The following is a 16,600-nucleotide window of genomic DNA, read 5'->3' as shown; positions in this document are numbered from 1 at the left end:
CGGGGTTCTTTTTTGCACCGCTCTTTGTTCCGTTCGGAAACAATTTACTCTCGGTTCTGCCCAAGAGGTGGTCGGCAACGTGGCCGATCGGCCTTGGGCGGTTAGGCTCATCCCGCAGAGCCACCGCGCTACTGCCGTAGCCGTGTCACATCCAAGAAGGAGATGCTCGTGCCGTCCATCGACGTCGTCGTAGCCCGGGAAATCCTGGACTCCCGAGGCAACCCCACGGTCGAGGTCGAGGTCGGCCTCGACGACGGCAGCACGGGTCGTGCCGCCGTCCCGTCCGGCGCCTCCACGGGCGCCTTCGAGGCCATCGAGCTCCGCGACGGTGACCCCAACCGCTACCAGGGCAAGGGTGTCGAGAAGGCCGTCCTCGCCGTCATCGAGCAGATCGGCCCCGAGCTGGTCGGCTACGACGCCACCGAGCAGCGCCTGATCGACCAGGCCATGTTCGACCTGGACGCCACCGACAACAAGGGCTCCCTCGGCGCCAACGCCATCCTCGGCGTCTCCCTCGCCGTCGCCCACGCCGCCTCCGAGGCCAGCGACCTGCCGCTCTTCCGCTACCTGGGCGGCCCGAACGCGCACCTGCTGCCGGTGCCGATGATGAACATCCTGAACGGCGGCTCGCACGCCGACTCCAACGTGGACATCCAGGAGTTCATGATCGCCCCGATCGGCGCGGAGTCCTTCTCCGAGGCCCTGCGCTGGGGCGCCGAGGTCTACCACACCCTCAAGAAGGTGCTGAAGACCAAGGGCCTGTCCACCGGCCTCGGCGACGAGGGCGGCTTCGCCCCGAACCTGGAGTCCAACCGTGCCGCGCTCGACCTCATCATCGAGGCCATCAAGCAGGCCGGCTACGTCCCCGGCCAGCAGATCGCGCTCGCGCTCGACGTCGCCGCGTCCGAGTTCTACAAGGACGGCAAGTACGAGTTCGAGGGCAAGTCCCGCTCGGCCGCCGAGATGACCGAGTACTACGAGGAGCTCGTGGCGGCCTACCCGCTCGTCTCCATCGAGGACCCGCTGTTCGAGGACGACTGGGCGGGCTGGAAGGTCATCACCGACAAGCTGGGCGACAAGGTCCAGATCGTCGGCGACGACCTCTTCGTCACCAACCCGGAGCGCCTCGCCCGCGGCATCGAGGAGGGCACCGCCAACGCCCTGCTCGTCAAGGTGAACCAGATCGGCTCGCTGACCGAGACCCTGGACGCCGTCGAGATGGCCCAGCGCAACGGCTTCAAGTGCATGATGTCCCACCGCTCCGGTGAGACCGAGGACGTCACCATCGCCGACCTCGCCGTCGCGGTGAACTGCGGCCAGATCAAGACCGGCGCCCCGGCCCGCTCGGACCGTGTCGCCAAGTACAACCAGCTGCTGCGCATCGAGGAGATCCTCGACGACGCAGCGGAGTACGCGGGCCGCAGCGCCTTCCCCCGCTTCAAGGGCTGAGCCTTCCTGGGCTAAGCCTTAGCCAGTCGTACGTACGTCCCCGTACCGGTCCCGTACCGTGTGCGGGGACGTACGCACGTGTGACGGGAGGCGGCGACATGGCCGTGAAGGACCGGGACCGGTTCTCCACCGCGACCAGGATCAGGCTGCTCGGCGAGCAGACGGCGGCCCGGGTCTACCGCTCCCAGACCAAGCGGCAGGCCCGGCGGTCGCGGCTGACCGGCCGGGCGGCGCTGCTCGCCCTGGTGCTGTGCTCGATGGTGGTGGCCCTGGCGTACCCCATAAGGCAGTACGTCTCCCAGCGCTCCCAGATCGCCGATCTCCAGCGGCAGAGGGAGCAGGCCAGGGCGCGGGTCGAGCAGCTGCGCGACCTGAAGGCGCGCTGGCAGGACGACGAGTACGCCGAGCAGCAGATCCGGCTGCGGCTGCACTATGTGCTGCCCGGGGAGACGAGCTACGTCGTGATCGACCCCAGCGTGGCCAAGCAGTCGCGCTTCGAGCAGGGCGCGGGCCACCGCCCCTGGTACACGAACGTCTGGGACGGGGTCGACAAGTCCGACGCCTCCGCCCAGTGAACCGACAGAGGAATTCAGTACAGGCATGGATACGCCCCCGCCGCCCACCCCGCGCACCGAGCCCACCGACGCCGACGTCGAGGCCTTCAAGCAGCAGCTCGGGCGGCCGCCGCGCGGGCTGCGCGCCATCGCGCACCGCTGCCCCTGCGGCCGGCCGGACGTCGTGGAGACGGCCCCCCGCCTGCCGGACGGCACGCCCTTCCCGACGACGTACTACCTGACGTGCCCCCGTGCCGCCTCCGCGATCGGCACGCTGGAGGCGAACGGCGTCATGAAGGAGATGACGGAGCGGCTCCAGACGGACCCGGAGCTGGCCGCCGCCTACCGCGCCGCGCACGAGGACTACCTCGCGCGCCGTGACGCCATCGAGGTCCTGGAGGGCTTCCCCAGCGCGGGCGGCATGCCCGACCGGGTGAAGTGCCTGCACGTGCTGGTGGGCCATTCGCTGGCCGCGGGCCCCGGCGTCAACCCGCTGGGCGACGAGGCGATCGCGATGCTGCCGGAGTGGTGGCTGAAGGGCCCGTGCGTGCAGCCGCTCGCTGCCCCCGACCCGGCGGACGAGCTCCCCGGCGAGGAGGGCGAGGTCACCGACCCCGCCGAGGCCCGCAGCGGCTTCTTCGCGGACAAGCCGGTGGTCGCCGAGGGGTTCAGCCGGGTCGCCGCCGTCGACTGCGGTACGAACTCCATCCGTCTGCTCGTCGCCGACGTGAACCCTGTCACCGGTGAACTGCTGGAGCTCGACCGGCGCATGACGATCGTGCGGCTGGGCCAGGACGTGGACCGGACCGGGCGGCTGGCCCCCGAGGCGCTGGAGCGGACCTTCGCGGCCTGCTGGGAGTACGCGGAGGTGATCCGTGAACTGGGCGCCGACAAGGTGCGGTTCGTGGCCACGTCGGCCTCCCGGGACGCCTCGAACCGCGACGAGTTCGTACGGGGCGTCGTGGACATCCTGGGTGTCGAGCCCGAGGTCATCTCCGGCGAGCAGGAGGCCGAGTTCTCCTTCACCGGGGCGACCAAGGAACTGAAGGGGCGTGACGACCTCGACCGTCCCTACCTGGTGGTCGACATCGGCGGCGGCTCGACCGAGTTCGTCGTGGGCGACGACCATGTGCGCGCGGCGCGCTCCGTCGACGTCGGGTGCGTGCGGATGACCGAGCGGCATCTCGTCCGGGACGGCGCCGTCACCGACCCGCCCACCGGGGAGCAGATCGCGGCCATGCGGGCCGACATCGAGCGGGCCCTGGACCTCGCCGAGGAGACGGTCCCGCTGCGCGAGGCGCGCACGCTGGTCGGGCTTGCGGGGTCGGTCACGACCGTGTCGGCGATCGCTCAGGAACTGCCCGAGTACGACTCGGAGCGCATCCACCACTCCCGTATCTCCCGCGACAAGGTCCGCGAGATCACCGACTGGCTGCTGCACTCCACCCACGCCGAGCGCGCGGCCGTCCCCTCGATGCACCCGGGGCGTGTCGACGTGATCGCCGCGGGGGCCCTCGTACTGCTGTCGATCATGGAGCGGATCGGCGCCGAGGAGGTCGTGGTCAGCGAGCACGACATCCTCGACGGGATCGCCTTCAAGGTGGCGGAAGGCGTCTGACGGTCCGGCCGCCGCGCCCGTCGGGCCGTGGCGTAGGTCTCGATTGTTACCGATCGGTAGCTCTCGGACGAGCAGGTCGGATAGCGTATGAGCGTGTCCGGGGGGCCTTTCGGGGCCTCCTGGCGACACGCCGCCAGGAAAGTTCGTGAAGTTCTTCACAAGGAATTCCGCCCTGTGGAAGCACGAAAAGGGGCCGGTTGGGCCTTCCGGGGGCCCAACAGGCCCTTGAACGTGTTCAGAAGGGGTAGGGGAGGCCGTGTGGGAGGGTGCTCACGAAGGGGTGTTGCGGAGGGCTCACGGCACCTCCGATGGCGCGGAGAGGCAGCTCACGCGGCATTGACAACGGGACGTACCGCCCCGCGCGGTCCTCGCCGTGACCTGCCCCGCGACAGCGAGCCGCGGAGGATAACACACCCCCTGCAAGAGCTTGTGAAGGGGCGCACGAGCGACCCCCCTGGGGCAGGTGGATACTCGATGGCATGAGCACCACGGAGCGTCCCAGGATCCTCGTAGTAGGCGGTGGGTACGTAGGCCTGTACGCAGCTCGGCGCATCCTCAAGAAGATGCGCTACGGAGAGGCGACCGTCACGGTCGTCGACCCCCGGTCGTACATGACCTACCAGCCCTTCCTGCCCGAAGCCGCCGCCGGCAACATCTCCCCTCGCCACGTCGTCGTCCCGCTGCGACGCGTGCTGCCGAAGGCGGAGGTTCTCACCGGCCGGGTCACCAGCATCGACCAGGACCGCAAGGTCGCCACCGTCGCGCCGCTGGTCGGCGAGGCGTACGAGCTGCCCTTCGACTACCTGGTGATCGCGCTCGGCGCGGTCTCCCGCACCTTCCCGATCCCCGGCCTCGCCGAGCAGGGCATCGGCATGAAGGGCATCGAGGAGGCCATCGGCCTGCGCAACCACGTCCTCGAGCAGCTCGACAAGGCCGACTCCACGAACGACGAGGAGATCCGCCGCAAGGCGCTCACCTTCGTCTTCGTCGGCGGTGGCTTCGCCGGCGCCGAGACCATCGGTGAGGTCGAGGACCTGGCCCGCGACGCGGCCAAGTACTACAAGAACGTGTCCCGCGAGGACATGCGCTTCATCCTCGTCGACGCCGCCGACAAGATCCTCCCCGAGGTCGGCCCCAAGCTGGGCGCCTACGGCAAGGAGCACCTGGAGAGCCGCGGTGTGGAGATCTACCTCTCCACCTCGATGGACTCCTGCGTCGACGGCCACGTCGTCCTGAAGAACGGCCTCGAGGTCGACTCCAACACCATCGTCTGGACCGCCGGCGTCAAGCCGAACCCGGTCCTGTCCCGCTACGGCCTGCCGCTCGGCCCCCGCGGTCACGTCGACTGCGCCCCGACCCTCCAGGTCCAGGGCACCGACTACATCTGGGCCGCCGGCGACAACGCCCAGGTCCCGGACCTCGTCGGCCGCAAGGCGGGCAACGAGAACGCCTGGTGCCCGCCGAACGCCCAGCACGCGCTGCGTCAGGCCAAGGTCCTCGGCGACAACGTGATCTCCGGTATGCGGGGCTTCCCGCAGAAGGACTACAGCCACGGCAACAAGGGCGCCGTCGCGGGTCTCGGCCTGCACAAGGGCGTCGCGATGATCGTCATGGGCAAGATGAAGATCAAGCTCAAGGGCCGTCTCGCCTGGTACATGCACCGCGGCTACCACGGTCTGGCCATGCCGACCTGGAACCGCAAGGTCCGCGTCTTCGCCGACTGGACCCTCGGCATGTTCCTCAAGCGCGAGGTCGTCTCCCTCGGTGCGATGGAGCACCCGCGCGAGGAGTTCTACGAGGCTGCGAAGCCGGCCCCGGTCGCTGCCGCGCCCAAGGAGAAGACCGAGGCCAAGGAGAAGAGCGAGGCCAAGGCCTCCTGACCGGTTCTGGTCGCTGAACGAATCGAAGGGCCCCCTGCCATCCGTGGTGCAGGGGGCCCTTCGGCGTCGAAGACAAACGCCAACGGGGGACTGCGCTGCACCCCCTTTTTGTTTATACGTGGTGTTGGACATTCCGGGAGTGCTGTCACGGAGGTGTGCGCCATGGCTGACGCCGCGCAGCGGCTGAAGAGCCTCGTCGAGCAGTTGCTGGGGGTTCCGCTTCCGGTGCGCATCCGCGCCTGGGACGGTTCGCAGGCAGGGCCGCCGGGCGCACCGGCGCTGGTCGTGCGGAACCGGCGGGCGGTACGGCGGCTGCTGTTCAAGCCGGGGGAACTGGGGCTCGCCCGCGCCTGGGTCGCCGGGGACCTGGACATCGAGGGGGACCTCTACGCCGCCCTCGATCTGATGTCGGAGCTCGTGTGGGAGCGCGGAGAGGACGCCCGGAGCCTGCTGCAGATGGTGCGCGACCCCGAGGTGCGCGCCGCGGCCCGCGGCCTGGTGAAGGTCGCCGGGCTTCCGCTGCCGCCCGCCCCGCCCCGCGAGGAGGTCCGCAGAGCCCGCACCCATCTGCACACCAAGCGCAGCGACCGGCGCGCCATCAGCCACCACTACGACGTCGGCAACGACTTCTACGAGATCGTCCTCGGCCCGTCGATGGTCTACTCGTGCGCCTACTGGCCCGCCCCCGACGCCACCCTCGAACAGGCCCAGCGCGACAAGCTCGAACTCATCTGCCGCAAGCTGGACCTGACCGCCGGTCAGCGGCTGCTCGACGTCGGCTGCGGCTGGGGCTCGCTGGCCATCCACGCCGCCCGTGAGTACGGCGTGAACGTCGTGGGCATCACGCTGTCGCAGGAGCAGGCCGCGTACGCCCGTAAGCGCGTCGCGGACGAGGGGCTGACCGACCGGGTCGAGATCCGGGTGCAGGACTACCGGGACGTCCCCGACGGGCCCTACGACGCCATCGCCTCCGTCGGCATGGCCGAACACGTAGGCAAGGAAAGGTACTTGGAGTACGCCGAGGACCTGCACCGCCTCCTGAAGCCCGGCGGACGGCTGCTCAACCACCAGATCGCGCGGCGGCCGCAGCGCGACGAATCGTCGTACAGCGTCGACGAGTTCATCGACGCCTATGTCTTCCCGGACGGTGAACTCGCCCCCCTCGGCAGCACCGTCGGGCAGCTGGAGCGCGCCGGTTTCGAGGTGCGGGACGTGGAGGGACTCCGCGAGCACTACGGGCTCACCCTGCGCCGCTGGGTGGCCAATCTGGAGGCCGACTGGGCCCGGGCGATGCGGCTGGCCGGGCCCGGCCGCGCCCGCGTCTGGCGGCTGTACATGGCCGCCTCCGCCCTCGCCTTCGAGCGCAACCGCATCGGCGTCAACCAGGTGCTGGCCGTGCGGACACCCGAGGGCGGGGAGTCCGGGATGCCGTTGCGCGCCCGCACCTGGGGGGCGTGAGTCCCGTATGCACGAAGGGGCCCCGTTCGGCGCGCGAACGGGGCCCCGTGCGTCGTACCGCTACTCCGACTTGATCGCCGTCAGCATGTTGAGCCGTGCCGCCCGGCGGGCCGGCCACAGGGCCGCCAGGACACCGACCGTCGCCGCCAGCAGGAGGAAGACGGCCATCCGTGCCCAGGGCAGGACCAGTTCGTACGTCGCCATCTTCGTGCCGAGGAGTTCACCGGCCGCCCAGCCGAAGAACACGCCCAGGCCGATGCCCAGCACCCCGCCGAAGAGCGAGATGACGAGGGACTCCAGACGGACCATCCGCTTGATTCCCTTGCGGTCCAGACCGATCGCACGGAGCATGCCGATCTCCTGCGAGCGCTCGAAGACCGACATCGCCAGGGTGTTGATGACCCCGAGGACCGCGACGATCACCGCCATGGCGAGCAGGCCGTAGAGCATGTTCAGCATCAGGGTGAACATCTGCGCGATGTCGTTCGACAGGTCCTGCTTGCTCTGGACCTTGATGGCCGGGTTGGTGCCGAGGGCCTTCTCCAGCTTGTCCTTGGTCGCGTCCGAGGCGCCGTTCGCCGTCTTGACCAGGACCCGCATGTCGCCGGGGTCGGTCATGTGCGGGGTGACGACGTTCTTGTCGAGCAGGATGCCCCGGATCAGGTCGTTGCCCTCGTAGATGCCGGAGACCGTCAGGCGGGAGGACTTGCCGTCCTCGTAGTGCGCGGTGAAGGACGAACCCGCCTTCCAGCCGTGGGACTTGGCGGTGTCCTCGTCCACGACGGTCTGCGTGCCGCCCACCTTGAAGGTGCCGCCCGTGACCTTGAGGTCCGTCAGCTGTGCGATCGCCGGGCCGGTCACGCCGGTGAGGGACTCGCCCGTGCCGTCGATACGCGAATAGACGTTGCGCAGGGGGCTGGTGGCGGTCACCCCGTCGGTGGTGTCCAGCTTGTTGTCGACGTCCGGGGCGAGCTCGTTGCCGTTCGCCATGGAGACGACGTAGTCGGCCTTGATGGCGGACGAGGCCATCTTGTCGATCGACTTCTGCAGGCTGCCCGCCATCACCGTCATACCGGTGATGAGGGTGAGCCCGATCATCAGCGCGGAGGCGGTGGCGGCCGTACGGCGCGGGTTGCGCACCGAGTTCTGGCGGGCCAGCTTGCCCGAGACGCCGAAGACGCGCAGGACCGGTGCCGCGGCCGCGATCAGCGGGCGGGACAGCAACGGCGTGAGGATGAAGACGCCGATGATCAGCAGGACCGCTCCGAGACCCATCGGGGCCTGGCCGTCCGAGCCGTCCATCGTCGTGGCCGCCAGGACGGTCGCGACGCCCGCGGCGCTGAACAGCGCACCCAGGGTGTTGCGCAGCACCAGCGACTTGGTGGTCGCCTTGGCGTGCACGCTGCTCATCGCGGCGACCGGCGGGATCTTCGCGGCCCGGCGGCCGGGCAGCCAGGCGGCCAGCATGGTGATGAGGACGCCGACCGCGAGGGCCGTGGCGACCGTACCGGGCGAGACGATCAGCGGCCCGTCCGGGACGGTGGCGCCCAGCGTGCTCATCAGGGAGCGCAGCCCGGCGCCGATGCCGATGCCCGCGACCAGTCCGGTGACGCCCGCCACCACGCCGACCACGAAGGCCTCGATCAGCACGGACCGGGTGACCTGGCGGCGCGAGGCGCCGACGGCGCGCAGCAGCGCCAGTTCCTTGGTGCGCTGGGCGACCAGCATGGTGAAGGTGTTGGCGATGATGAACGTGCCGACGAACAGCGCGATACCGGCGAACACCAGCAGGCCCTGCTTCAGCCCGCTCATCGACGCGGAGATCTGCTCGGCCTGGTCGGCGGCGAGCTTCTTGCCGGTGGTGGTCTCGACGAGCTTCGTCCCGAGCGCCTCGTCCAGCCCGGCCTTCAGCGCGGTCTGGGAGGTGCCGGCGGCGGCCTTCACATCGATCTCGTCGTACGTGCCCGGCTTGCCGAACAGCTTCTGCGCGGTGGCCGTGTCGTAGAGGGCGAGGCTGCCGCCGGCGGCGACATTGCCGTCGTCGGTGGTGAAGATGCCGGTGATGGTGGGGGTGAGCACCGGTCCGTCGACCGAGAGCCGCACCCTGTCACCGACCTCGTACCCGGCGCGCTTCGCGGTCTCGGAGTCGATCGCGACCTGGTCCCTGCCGTGCGGTGCGCCGCCGGACTTCAGCGGGTACCGGGCGTCCTTGTCGCCCCAGTAGTTGCCGCCCTGCGACTGGAAACCGCCGCCGATGAGCTTGCCGTCCTTGTCGGCGATGGCGGTGAAGCCGCTCACGACGCCGACCGCGGACGCGGCCCCCGGCACCTTCGCGCTCCTGTCGAGCATGGCCTGGGTCAGCTCGGGCGTCCTGCTGATCGTATTGCCCTTGTCCTCCTGGGACTTGGCCCGCACGGCCACGTCGACCCGGTCGAAGCCCTTGGCCGAACTGTTCTGGTAGGCATCGGAGATGGTGTTGGTGAAGACCAGGGTTCCCGACACGAACGCGACGCCGAGCATCACGGCGAGCACGGTCATCAGCAGCCTGGCCTTGTGCGCGAGTACGTTGCGCAGGGCGGTGCGGAACATCAGCTGGTGCGGCCCTTCGCGTCGAACTGCTTCATGAAGTCGAGGACCGATTCCGCCGTCGGCTGGAGCATGTGGTCGACGATCCGGCCGTCCGCCAGGAACACCACGCGGTCCGCGTATGCCGCCGCCACCGGGTCGTGGGTCACCATGACCACCGTCTGCCCCAACTCCCGTACGGAGTTGCGCAGGAAGCCCAGTACCTCGGCGCCGGAGCGGGAGTCGAGGTTTCCGGTCGGCTCGTCGCCGAAGATGATGTCCGGCCGGGAGGCGAGTGCCCGGGCCACGGCGACGCGCTGCTGCTGGCCGCCGGAGAGCTGGGCCGGGCGGTGACCGAGGCGGTCCCGCAGACCCACCATCTCGATGACCCTCTCCAGCCACTGCCGGTCGGGCTTGCGGCCCGCGATGTCCATCGGGAGGGTGATGTTCTCCAGGGCCGTCAGCGTCGGCAGCAGGTTGAACGCCTGGAAGATGAAGCCGATCTTGTCCCGGCGCAACTTGGTGAGCTGCTTGTCCTTGAGCGAGCCCAGCTCGGTCTCGCCGATGCGCACCGAGCCGGAGGAGAAGGTGTCGAGACCGGCCACACAGTGCATCAGCGTGGACTTGCCCGACCCGGAGGGGCCCATGATCGCGGTGAACTCGGCCTGCCGGAAGTCGACGGAGACCCGGTCGAGGGCGACCACCTGGGTCTCGCCCTGTCCGTAGATCTTCGAGAGATCCGTGGCTCGTGCGGCCACGGTGGTGGTGGACCGGTCGGCGACGGGTGTGGTGGTCACGGGCAGGAACTCCTCGTGGGACGACGTCTTGAAGGGGACGTGTTCCATCGTGGTGGCCGCAGACCGCCGTGTAGTCAGCCGCTGTTCCGGTTCGCGGGGGCGACTTCGGAGGGACCCGGATCCGCCGTGTCATACCTGGGGATGACGGGGATCCCTGACTGCCCGCCTTCCCACGGCCCCGGCGGACGCCCCGTCGAGAACCGGTGGAGCACCCTCGTTCGGGCGGTGAAATTCCGTCATTCCGCATACACCGCCGACCGTCGCACGCAAGGCTATTGGCAAGTGCGGATGGCCCGTTCCATGGGCTGATGCACCCTCAGACGTCAATAAAATAAGACAACATCGGTCCGCCGTTCCGCTGTTCGGGGGATGTATCCCGATAGGCTCGGAACCTCGACGCGGAGCCCATGGCCTGCCCGGATGGTGGAATGCAGACACGGCGAGCTTAAACCTCGCTGCCCCTACGCGGGCGTGCCGGTTCAAGTCCGGCTCCGGGCACCACCATGTCGTCGATGCATGACGATCCCTGCACCCTGCATTGAAGACTTCACTGCGCAACCCGTTGACATCGGGCCTGAGCGGACGGAAACTCACGTCAGAAATTCGGTGAACTAAATTTCACTGGACGAACAAAGGATGCAGGGATGCGTACCACCGTCGGCATCATCGGAGCCGGCCCCGCCGGCCTCCTCCTCGCCCGGCTGCTCCACAACGCGGGCATCGACTCGGTCGTGCTGGAGAGCCGCGACCGCGCCTACGTCGAGCACCGCCAGCGCGCCGGGATCCTGGAGCAGGGCACGGTGGACGTACTGCGCGCGGCCGGCGCCGCCGAGCGCATGGACCGCGAGGGGCTGCGCCACGACGGCATAGAGCTGCGGTACGCGAAGCAGCGACACCGGGTCGACTTCCCGGCCCTCACCGGGGGCCGGTCCGTGATGGTCTACGCCCAGACCGAGGTGTGCAAGGACCTCATCGCCCTCCAGCTGAAGGAGGGCGGCCCGCTGCTGTTCGAGGCGGAGGCGCTGGCCGTCGAGGGCGCGGACACCGACAGCCCGTCCGTCCGGTTCCGGCACGAGGGCCGCGAGCAGGTCCTGGAGTGCGACTACGTCGTCGGCTGCGACGGCTTCTGGGGTGTGGCCCGGCAGGCGGTCCCCGCCGAGCTCTCGCGCGTCTTCGAGCGGACGTACCCCTTCGGCTGGCTCGGCATCCTCGCCGACGTCCCGCCCTCGCACGAGGAGCTCGTCTACGCCCGCCACGACCGCGGTTTCGCCCTGCTGTCCATGCGCTCCCCGTCCGTCTCCCGCCTCTACCTCCAGGTGCCCGAGGGCACGGACGCCGAGGAATGGGGCGACGAGGAGATCTGGGCCGAGCTGGAGCGCCGCTTCGAGACCGAGGACGGCTGGCGGCTGGAGCGCGGGCCGATCACCCAGAAGTCGGTGACCCCCATGCGGTCCTACGTCCATGAGCCCATGCGGTACGGCCGGCTCTTCCTCGCCGGGGACGCGGCGCACATCGTGCCGCCGACCGGAGCGAAGGGGCTGAACCTGGCTGTGGGGGACGTCGTGACGTTCGCGCGGGCGCTGACCCACCAGAAGGAGACCGGTTCGGCGAAGCTGCTCGACGCCTACTCCGAGACCTGTCTGCGCCGCGTCTGGCAGGCCGAGCGGTTCTCGTACGACATGACGACCCTGCTGCACCGCGCCCCCGACGCCACGCCCTTCGAGGACCGGCTCCAGCTCGCCCGGCTGGAACGCATCGCCTCCTCGCGGGCGGCCGAGACCGACCTCGCCGAGGGGTACACGGGCTTCCCGCTGCACTGACACAGGGGCGGCGGGCATACGGATGGCGTAAGGAGCTGATCTCCGGCGGGTTCCGGCCATGTCGCAGCTTGGTCATGAATGGGGCCCCACGGTGAGGGGAATCACGGATCCGCGTAGCGTGTTGCGCAGCACGACGAGGGAAAGATCCTCCCCAAGCACTGGGGTCAATCCTTTGCCTACCCATTACCCTTGATGCTCAAGGCCGCGCAGGGCGGCCATGGAGGAGTGCAATGAGGAGCAGAAACCCGGTCTTCTCGCGACGGGGGTTCAGCCGCGACAACGGCTACGCGGGCTTCAACGCCGCGCCGCAGGCCGGGGGACCCGCCGTCGGTACGCAGGGCAACCCGTACGCCCAGCCGACCGGCAACCCGTACGCGCAGAACCCCTACGCCCAGCAGAGCCTGCAGGGTGCCCCGCCGCAGGCGCCGGCCACCACGGGCCGGATGACGATGGACGACGTCGTGCTGCGCACGGCGTCCACGCTCGGCACGCTGATCGTGACGGCCGCGCTCGCCTGGGCGCTGCTGCCGGTCGACGACGCCAACATCAGCCGGTCCTACGGCATCGGCATCGGCGCCGCGCTGATCGGCATGGTCCTGGCGTTCGTCCAGTCCTTCAAGCGCACGGCCTCGCCGGCGCTGATCCTGTCGTACGCGGCGTTCGAGGGTGTCTTCCTCGGCGTCGTCTCCAGCATCGTCGACAACCGCATCGCGAGCGGCGCGGCCATGCAGGCCGTGATCGGCACGATGGCGGTCTTCGCCGCGGTGCTGATCGCCTACAAGGCCGGCTGGATCCGCGTCAACCGCCGCTTCTACGGCTTCGTGATGGCGGCCGCGCTCGGCTTCGTGCTGCTGATGATGGTGAACCTGCTGTTCGCGGTCTTCGGCGGGGGTGACGGCCTCGGCTTCCGCAGCGGCGGGCTCGGCATCTTCTTCGGCGTCATCGGCGTCGTCCTCGGCGCCTGCTTCCTCGCCCTGGACTTCAAGCAGGTCGAGGACGGCATCGCCTACGGCGCGCCGAAGGGCGAGGCGTGGCTGGCGGCCTTCGGTCTGACGCTGACGCTGGTGTGGATCTACATGGAGTTCCTGCGGATCCTCGCGATCCTCAACAGCAACGACTAGTCGCCGACGGCCGTGAGCAGGCCGTGAGCAGCGAAGGGCCCCGGGTTCTACCCGGGGCCCTTTGCCGTCGTGCAGTGCGCGCCTAGAGGAATTTGCGCGCGGCCCTCCTCAGGTCGTACTCATGAACGATCGCCTTGGCGTGGCCGTACGCCAGATTGTGCTCGTGGCGCAGCCAGCTGACCTTCTCCTCGAAGTTGAAGAGAGCCGGGCCTTCCTCGACGGCGCGCAGCCAGTCGGAGACTTCACGGCCGGTGCAGTGGGGGATGCGGGCTAGCAGGTTGCGATGGGTCTCCTCGGAGAAGACTTGGGACATCGGCGCCTCCGGACGCAAAGGGGATGTAAGCCGGTCCTTCAGGTCACCGTGCCTGAGCGTTCGCCCGTTGGCAACAGTCCGGATGCGACGCGTACGCTCCACTCCGTGGTTGATACGACGCCCTTGACTCGTGCCGTTGATCACTTCGCCGATCGTTTGAGGGCCGCGCCCCAGAGTCGGCTGCAGCGGGGTGCTGCCGCCGAGGCCCTGCAGTTGGCGAGGGAGATGGCCCGGCGGGCCCAGGCCGTGGAGGAACCCGGCACGGAGCCCCGGGAGATGCCGGACGCCGGGATGTTCGCCGCCGCCGACCAAATCACCGTCGCGGTGCATGACTTGGCCCTCGTGCTGAGTGACGAGGGCCAGGTGGCGGAAGCTCTGCGGTTGGTGGAGGAGGCGCAGAAACGCGCCGGGGTGTGAACCCTAGAGGGACGCTATGACCCTGTCCGCCAGGATGTAGACGTTCTCCTCGCCGCACTCGAACGTCAGCGTGTACGCGCCCGAGATGCCCGAACCGCCAAGGAGGACCGGGGTTTCACCCGTCCGCAGGGCCGCGGCGAGGCGTTCCGCCGTTTCGCGGTGGCCCGGGGTCATGCACAGGGTGGTGCCGTCGGCGAAGACATAGACGTCGAGGGTGCCCAGGGGGCCCGGGCGGACGTCGGTGAGTTCCACGCGGGAGGCGGCGAGCTCCTCGAGGGTGGCCACCGTGCGCTCGTGGTCGTTCACGACCGGTGACTGGACCGGGACGAAGTCCGGGTGGGAGGGGTGGCGGCGGCGGGCGGCGGCGAGTTCGGGGGAGTCCCCGGCGAACTCGTCGGCGTCCGCGGTCGGCTCGCTCACCGGCTCCAGCCCCATGAAATCGGCCTGCCGGGGCAGGAACAGCTCGCTGTCCGCCAGGCCCAGCAGCGAGGGCGCGTCGGAGGCGTCACGGGCCTCCTGGGCGGCCCAGAAGGCGCGCGCCTCGGCCAGCTCGCGCTCACGCTCCTCGGCGAGCGCCTCGGCCACCGCGGCGCGTATGTCGTCGGCCTCCGAGGAGGGGCGGGCGGCCGGCACCAGACCGCGGGCGGTGCGGTGCTCGGCGAGCTGGGTGTGCAGTGCCGCGACTTCACGGCGCAACACCATGAGCGTCCGCAGGACGGCGACGCCCACGGCGCCCGTGGCGGCCGTGATGACCAGCAAGGTGATCGGCATGGCGCTCACTGACGTACTCCCGGTTCAAAGTCGACCCCCGACTTCCTACATCAGCTTGAAGGGCGGACTAACCAGCTGTCAGTGCGTAACGTCACGAAACGGGCAGGACTTTGGGTCCGGTGTTTAGTGGCGCGCCCGCCTTGACCTGCGTAAATCCCCCTTCTAAGGGAGATAGGTCACATCCTGGGGGAGATTGGATCACAAAATGGCCCGGAGGGCCGGGGTTTCCCGGACTCCGGGCCATCTGCTCACGGTGGGTGCCGTGTTGGCTACCGAGAGGTTCGGTCAGGGCCTCAGCTGAGGCGCTCGATGACCATCGCCATGCCCTGGCCGCCGCCGACGCACATCGTCTCCAGACCGAACTGCTTGTCGTGGAACTGGAGGGAGTTGATGAGCGTGCCGGTGATGCGGGCGCCGGTCATGCCGAAGGGGTGGCCGACGGCGATGGCGCCGCCGTTGACGTTCAGCTTCTCCAGCGGGATGTTCAGGTCGCGGTAGGAGGGGATCACCTGGGCGGCGAACGCCTCGTTGATCTCGACCAGGTCGATGTCGTCGATGGTGAGGCCGGCCAGGCGCAGCGCCCGCTGCGAGGCCTCGACCGGGCCGAGGCCCATGATCTCGGGGGACAGGCCGGAGACGCCGGTCGACACGATGCGGGCGAGCGGGGTGAGGCCGAGCTCGCGGGCCTTGGTGTCGGACATGATGACGACCGCGGCGGCGCCGTCGTTGAGCGGACAGCAGTTGGCGGCGGTGACCAGGCCGTCCGGGCGGAAGACCGGCTTGAGGCCCTGCACGCCCTCCATGGTGACGCCGGGGCGCGGGCCGTCGTCCTTGGAGACGACCGTGCCGTCGGGGAGGGTCACCGGGGTGATCTCGCGCTCCCAGAAGCCGTTCTTGATGGCTTCCTCGGCGAGGTTCTGGGAGCGGACGCCGAACTCGTCCATGTCCTGGCGGGTGATGCCCTTGAGGCGGGCCAGGTTCTCGGCGGTCTGGCCCATCGCGATGTAGGGGTCGGGGACCAGGCCGTCCTCGCGCGGGTCGTGCCAGGTGGTGCCCTCCTGCTGGGCGACGGCCTCGGTGCGGGCCTCGGCCTCGGCGAAGAGGGGGTTGTGCGTGTCGGGAAGGCTGTCGGAGTTGCCCTTCACGTACCGGGAGACCATCTCGACGCCGGCCGAGATGAAGACGTCGCCCTCGCCGGCCTTGATGGCGTGCAGGGCCATGCGGCTCGTCTGGAGGGAGGAGGAGCAGTAGCGGGTGATGGTGCAGCCCGGGAGGTGGTCCATGCCCATCTGTACGGCGACGATGCGGCCGAGGTTGTTGCCCTGCTCGCCGCCGGGGAGGCCGCAGCCGAGGTGGAGGTCGTCGATGTCGCGCGGGTCCAGCTCGGGGATCTTGGCGAGGGCCGCCTGGATGATCGTGGCGGTGAGGTCGTCGGGGCGCAGATCCTTGAGGGAGCCCTTGAAGGCGCGGCCGATGGGGGAGCGGGCGGTCGAGACGATCACGGCTTCGGGCATCACGGCTCCATTGGCGTTACGGGGGTTGGGCTGGGCTGGTTGGGAAGTTACCCGTACGTATGGCTTGGGTCACGGGTGTCGCCGTGTGACCCTGACCGCAATTTTCTAAGCGCTTGCTTTTTCCGCCCCCGCCGCCCCTTCCCGTCCCGACCCTGGGGGCTGCCGCCCCCAGACCCCCGCTTTCGGCCTGAACGGCCTCGTCCTCAAACGCCGGACGGGCTGAAAGATCAAACCCCGGCCGGCGAAAAATCAGCCCCTCCGGCGTTTGAGGAGCGGGGGTCCGGGGGCTGGCCCCCGGTACGGGACGGGTAGGGGCGGCGGGG

Annotated in this window: 13 protein-coding genes, 1 tRNA gene and 1 pseudogene; 10 read left to right on the top strand and 5 right to left on the bottom strand. The window is 69.4% G+C overall.

Annotation, left to right across the window (positions count from 1 at the left end; translation table 11 throughout):
* Nucleotides 1–162: 162 nt before the first annotated feature.
* The 6 genes and pseudogenes from eno (at nucleotide 163) to ABT254_RS39935 (ending at nucleotide 6,959) form a co-directional block, all read left to right on the top strand.
* The gene (gene eno / locus ABT254_RS39960) at nucleotides 163–1,449 is read left to right on the top strand and encodes a phosphopyruvate hydratase (protein ID WP_115907739.1); all 1,287 of its coding nucleotides are present in this window, start codon (nucleotides 163–165) and stop codon (nucleotides 1,447–1,449) included.
* Nucleotides 1,450–1,547: 98 nt separating this feature from the next.
* Complete coding sequence (locus tag ABT254_RS39955) at nucleotides 1,548–2,024, top strand: FtsB family cell division protein (RefSeq protein WP_351481861.1); 477 nt, start codon at nucleotides 1,548–1,550, stop codon at nucleotides 2,022–2,024.
* 25 nt (nucleotides 2,025–2,049) lie between these two features.
* Nucleotides 2,050–2,451: pseudogene (locus ABT254_RS39950) on the top strand (DUF501 domain-containing protein); the annotation flags it as partial.
* Between the two features lie 204 nt (nucleotides 2,452–2,655).
* Nucleotides 2,656–3,621, top strand: a complete 966-nt coding sequence (locus tag ABT254_RS39945; RefSeq protein ID WP_351482083.1) for a Ppx/GppA phosphatase family protein — start codon at nucleotides 2,656–2,658, stop codon at nucleotides 3,619–3,621.
* Between the two features lie 479 nt (nucleotides 3,622–4,100).
* Nucleotides 4,101–5,501, top strand: a complete 1,401-nt coding sequence (locus tag ABT254_RS39940; protein WP_351481858.1) for an NAD(P)/FAD-dependent oxidoreductase — start codon at nucleotides 4,101–4,103, stop codon at nucleotides 5,499–5,501.
* A 162-nt stretch (nucleotides 5,502–5,663) separates the two neighbouring features.
* A complete protein-coding gene (locus tag ABT254_RS39935; protein ID WP_351481855.1) occupies nucleotides 5,664–6,959 on the top strand; it encodes a class I SAM-dependent methyltransferase in 1,296 nt (431 codons plus the stop codon).
* Between the two features lie 60 nt (nucleotides 6,960–7,019).
* On the opposite strand, the gene ABT254_RS39930 is transcribed toward ABT254_RS39935, so the two are convergent.
* Nucleotides 7,020–9,548: an ABC transporter permease gene (locus ABT254_RS39930; RefSeq protein ID WP_351481852.1), complete on the bottom strand. Its 2,529-nt coding sequence runs from the start codon at nucleotides 9,546–9,548 to the stop codon at nucleotides 7,020–7,022.
* Nucleotides 9,548–10,321 (bottom strand): ABC transporter ATP-binding protein, encoded by a 774-nt coding sequence (locus ABT254_RS39925; protein ID WP_351481849.1) that lies wholly within the window; start codon nucleotides 10,319–10,321, stop codon nucleotides 9,548–9,550. Before ABT254_RS39925 ends, ABT254_RS39930 begins: the two co-directional genes overlap by 1 nt.
* A 414-nt stretch (nucleotides 10,322–10,735) precedes the next feature.
* On the opposite strand from ABT254_RS39925, the gene ABT254_RS39920 reads away from it, so the two are divergent.
* The 3 genes from ABT254_RS39920 to ABT254_RS39910 all read left to right on the top strand — a co-directional run bounded on the left by ABT254_RS39920 (nucleotide 10,736) and on the right by ABT254_RS39910 (nucleotide 13,262).
* Nucleotides 10,736–10,822 (top strand) — tRNA-Leu (locus tag ABT254_RS39920).
* Between the two features lie 143 nt (nucleotides 10,823–10,965).
* Complete coding sequence (locus ABT254_RS39915) at nucleotides 10,966–12,141, top strand: 4-hydroxybenzoate 3-monooxygenase (protein WP_351481846.1); 1,176 nt, start codon at nucleotides 10,966–10,968, stop codon at nucleotides 12,139–12,141.
* Nucleotides 12,142–12,371: 230 nt separating this feature from the next.
* Entirely contained in the window at nucleotides 12,372–13,262 is an 891-nt protein-coding gene (locus tag ABT254_RS39910; protein WP_351481843.1) for a Bax inhibitor-1/YccA family protein, read from the top strand.
* An 82-nt stretch (nucleotides 13,263–13,344) separates the two neighbouring features.
* Here ABT254_RS39910 and ABT254_RS39905 read toward each other — a convergent pair whose 3' ends face one another.
* Nucleotides 13,345–13,575, bottom strand: coding sequence for a DUF4287 domain-containing protein (locus ABT254_RS39905; RefSeq protein WP_115907750.1), 231 nt, complete (start codon nucleotides 13,573–13,575; stop codon nucleotides 13,345–13,347).
* 105 nt (nucleotides 13,576–13,680) lie between these two features.
* Here ABT254_RS39905 and ABT254_RS39900 point away from each other — a divergent pair, with 105 nt between their 5' ends.
* On the top strand, nucleotides 13,681–13,992 hold the full coding sequence (locus ABT254_RS39900; RefSeq protein WP_351481840.1) for a hypothetical protein: 312 nt from the start codon (nucleotides 13,681–13,683) through the stop codon (nucleotides 13,990–13,992).
* A gap of 3 nt (nucleotides 13,993–13,995) precedes the next feature.
* Here ABT254_RS39900 and ABT254_RS39895 read toward each other — a convergent pair whose 3' ends face one another.
* Together ABT254_RS39895 and ABT254_RS39890 are read right to left on the bottom strand one after the other, a co-directional pair.
* The gene (locus tag ABT254_RS39895; protein WP_351481837.1) at nucleotides 13,996–14,772 is read right to left on the bottom strand and encodes a hypothetical protein; all 777 of its coding nucleotides are present in this window, start codon (nucleotides 14,770–14,772) and stop codon (nucleotides 13,996–13,998) included.
* 284 nt (nucleotides 14,773–15,056) lie between these two features.
* Entirely contained in the window at nucleotides 15,057–16,277 is a 1,221-nt protein-coding gene (locus ABT254_RS39890; protein WP_351481834.1) for an acetyl-CoA C-acetyltransferase, read from the bottom strand.
* Between the last annotated feature and the right edge of the window lie 323 nt (nucleotides 16,278–16,600).

It is taken from the genome of Streptomyces sp. NPDC001137 (assembly GCF_040298885.1).
GTDB lineage: Bacteria > Actinomycetota > Actinomycetes > Streptomycetales > Streptomycetaceae > Streptomyces.
The sequence above is the reverse complement of the archived record's forward strand: the minus strand, read 5'-3'. Positions and strand labels throughout refer to the sequence as shown.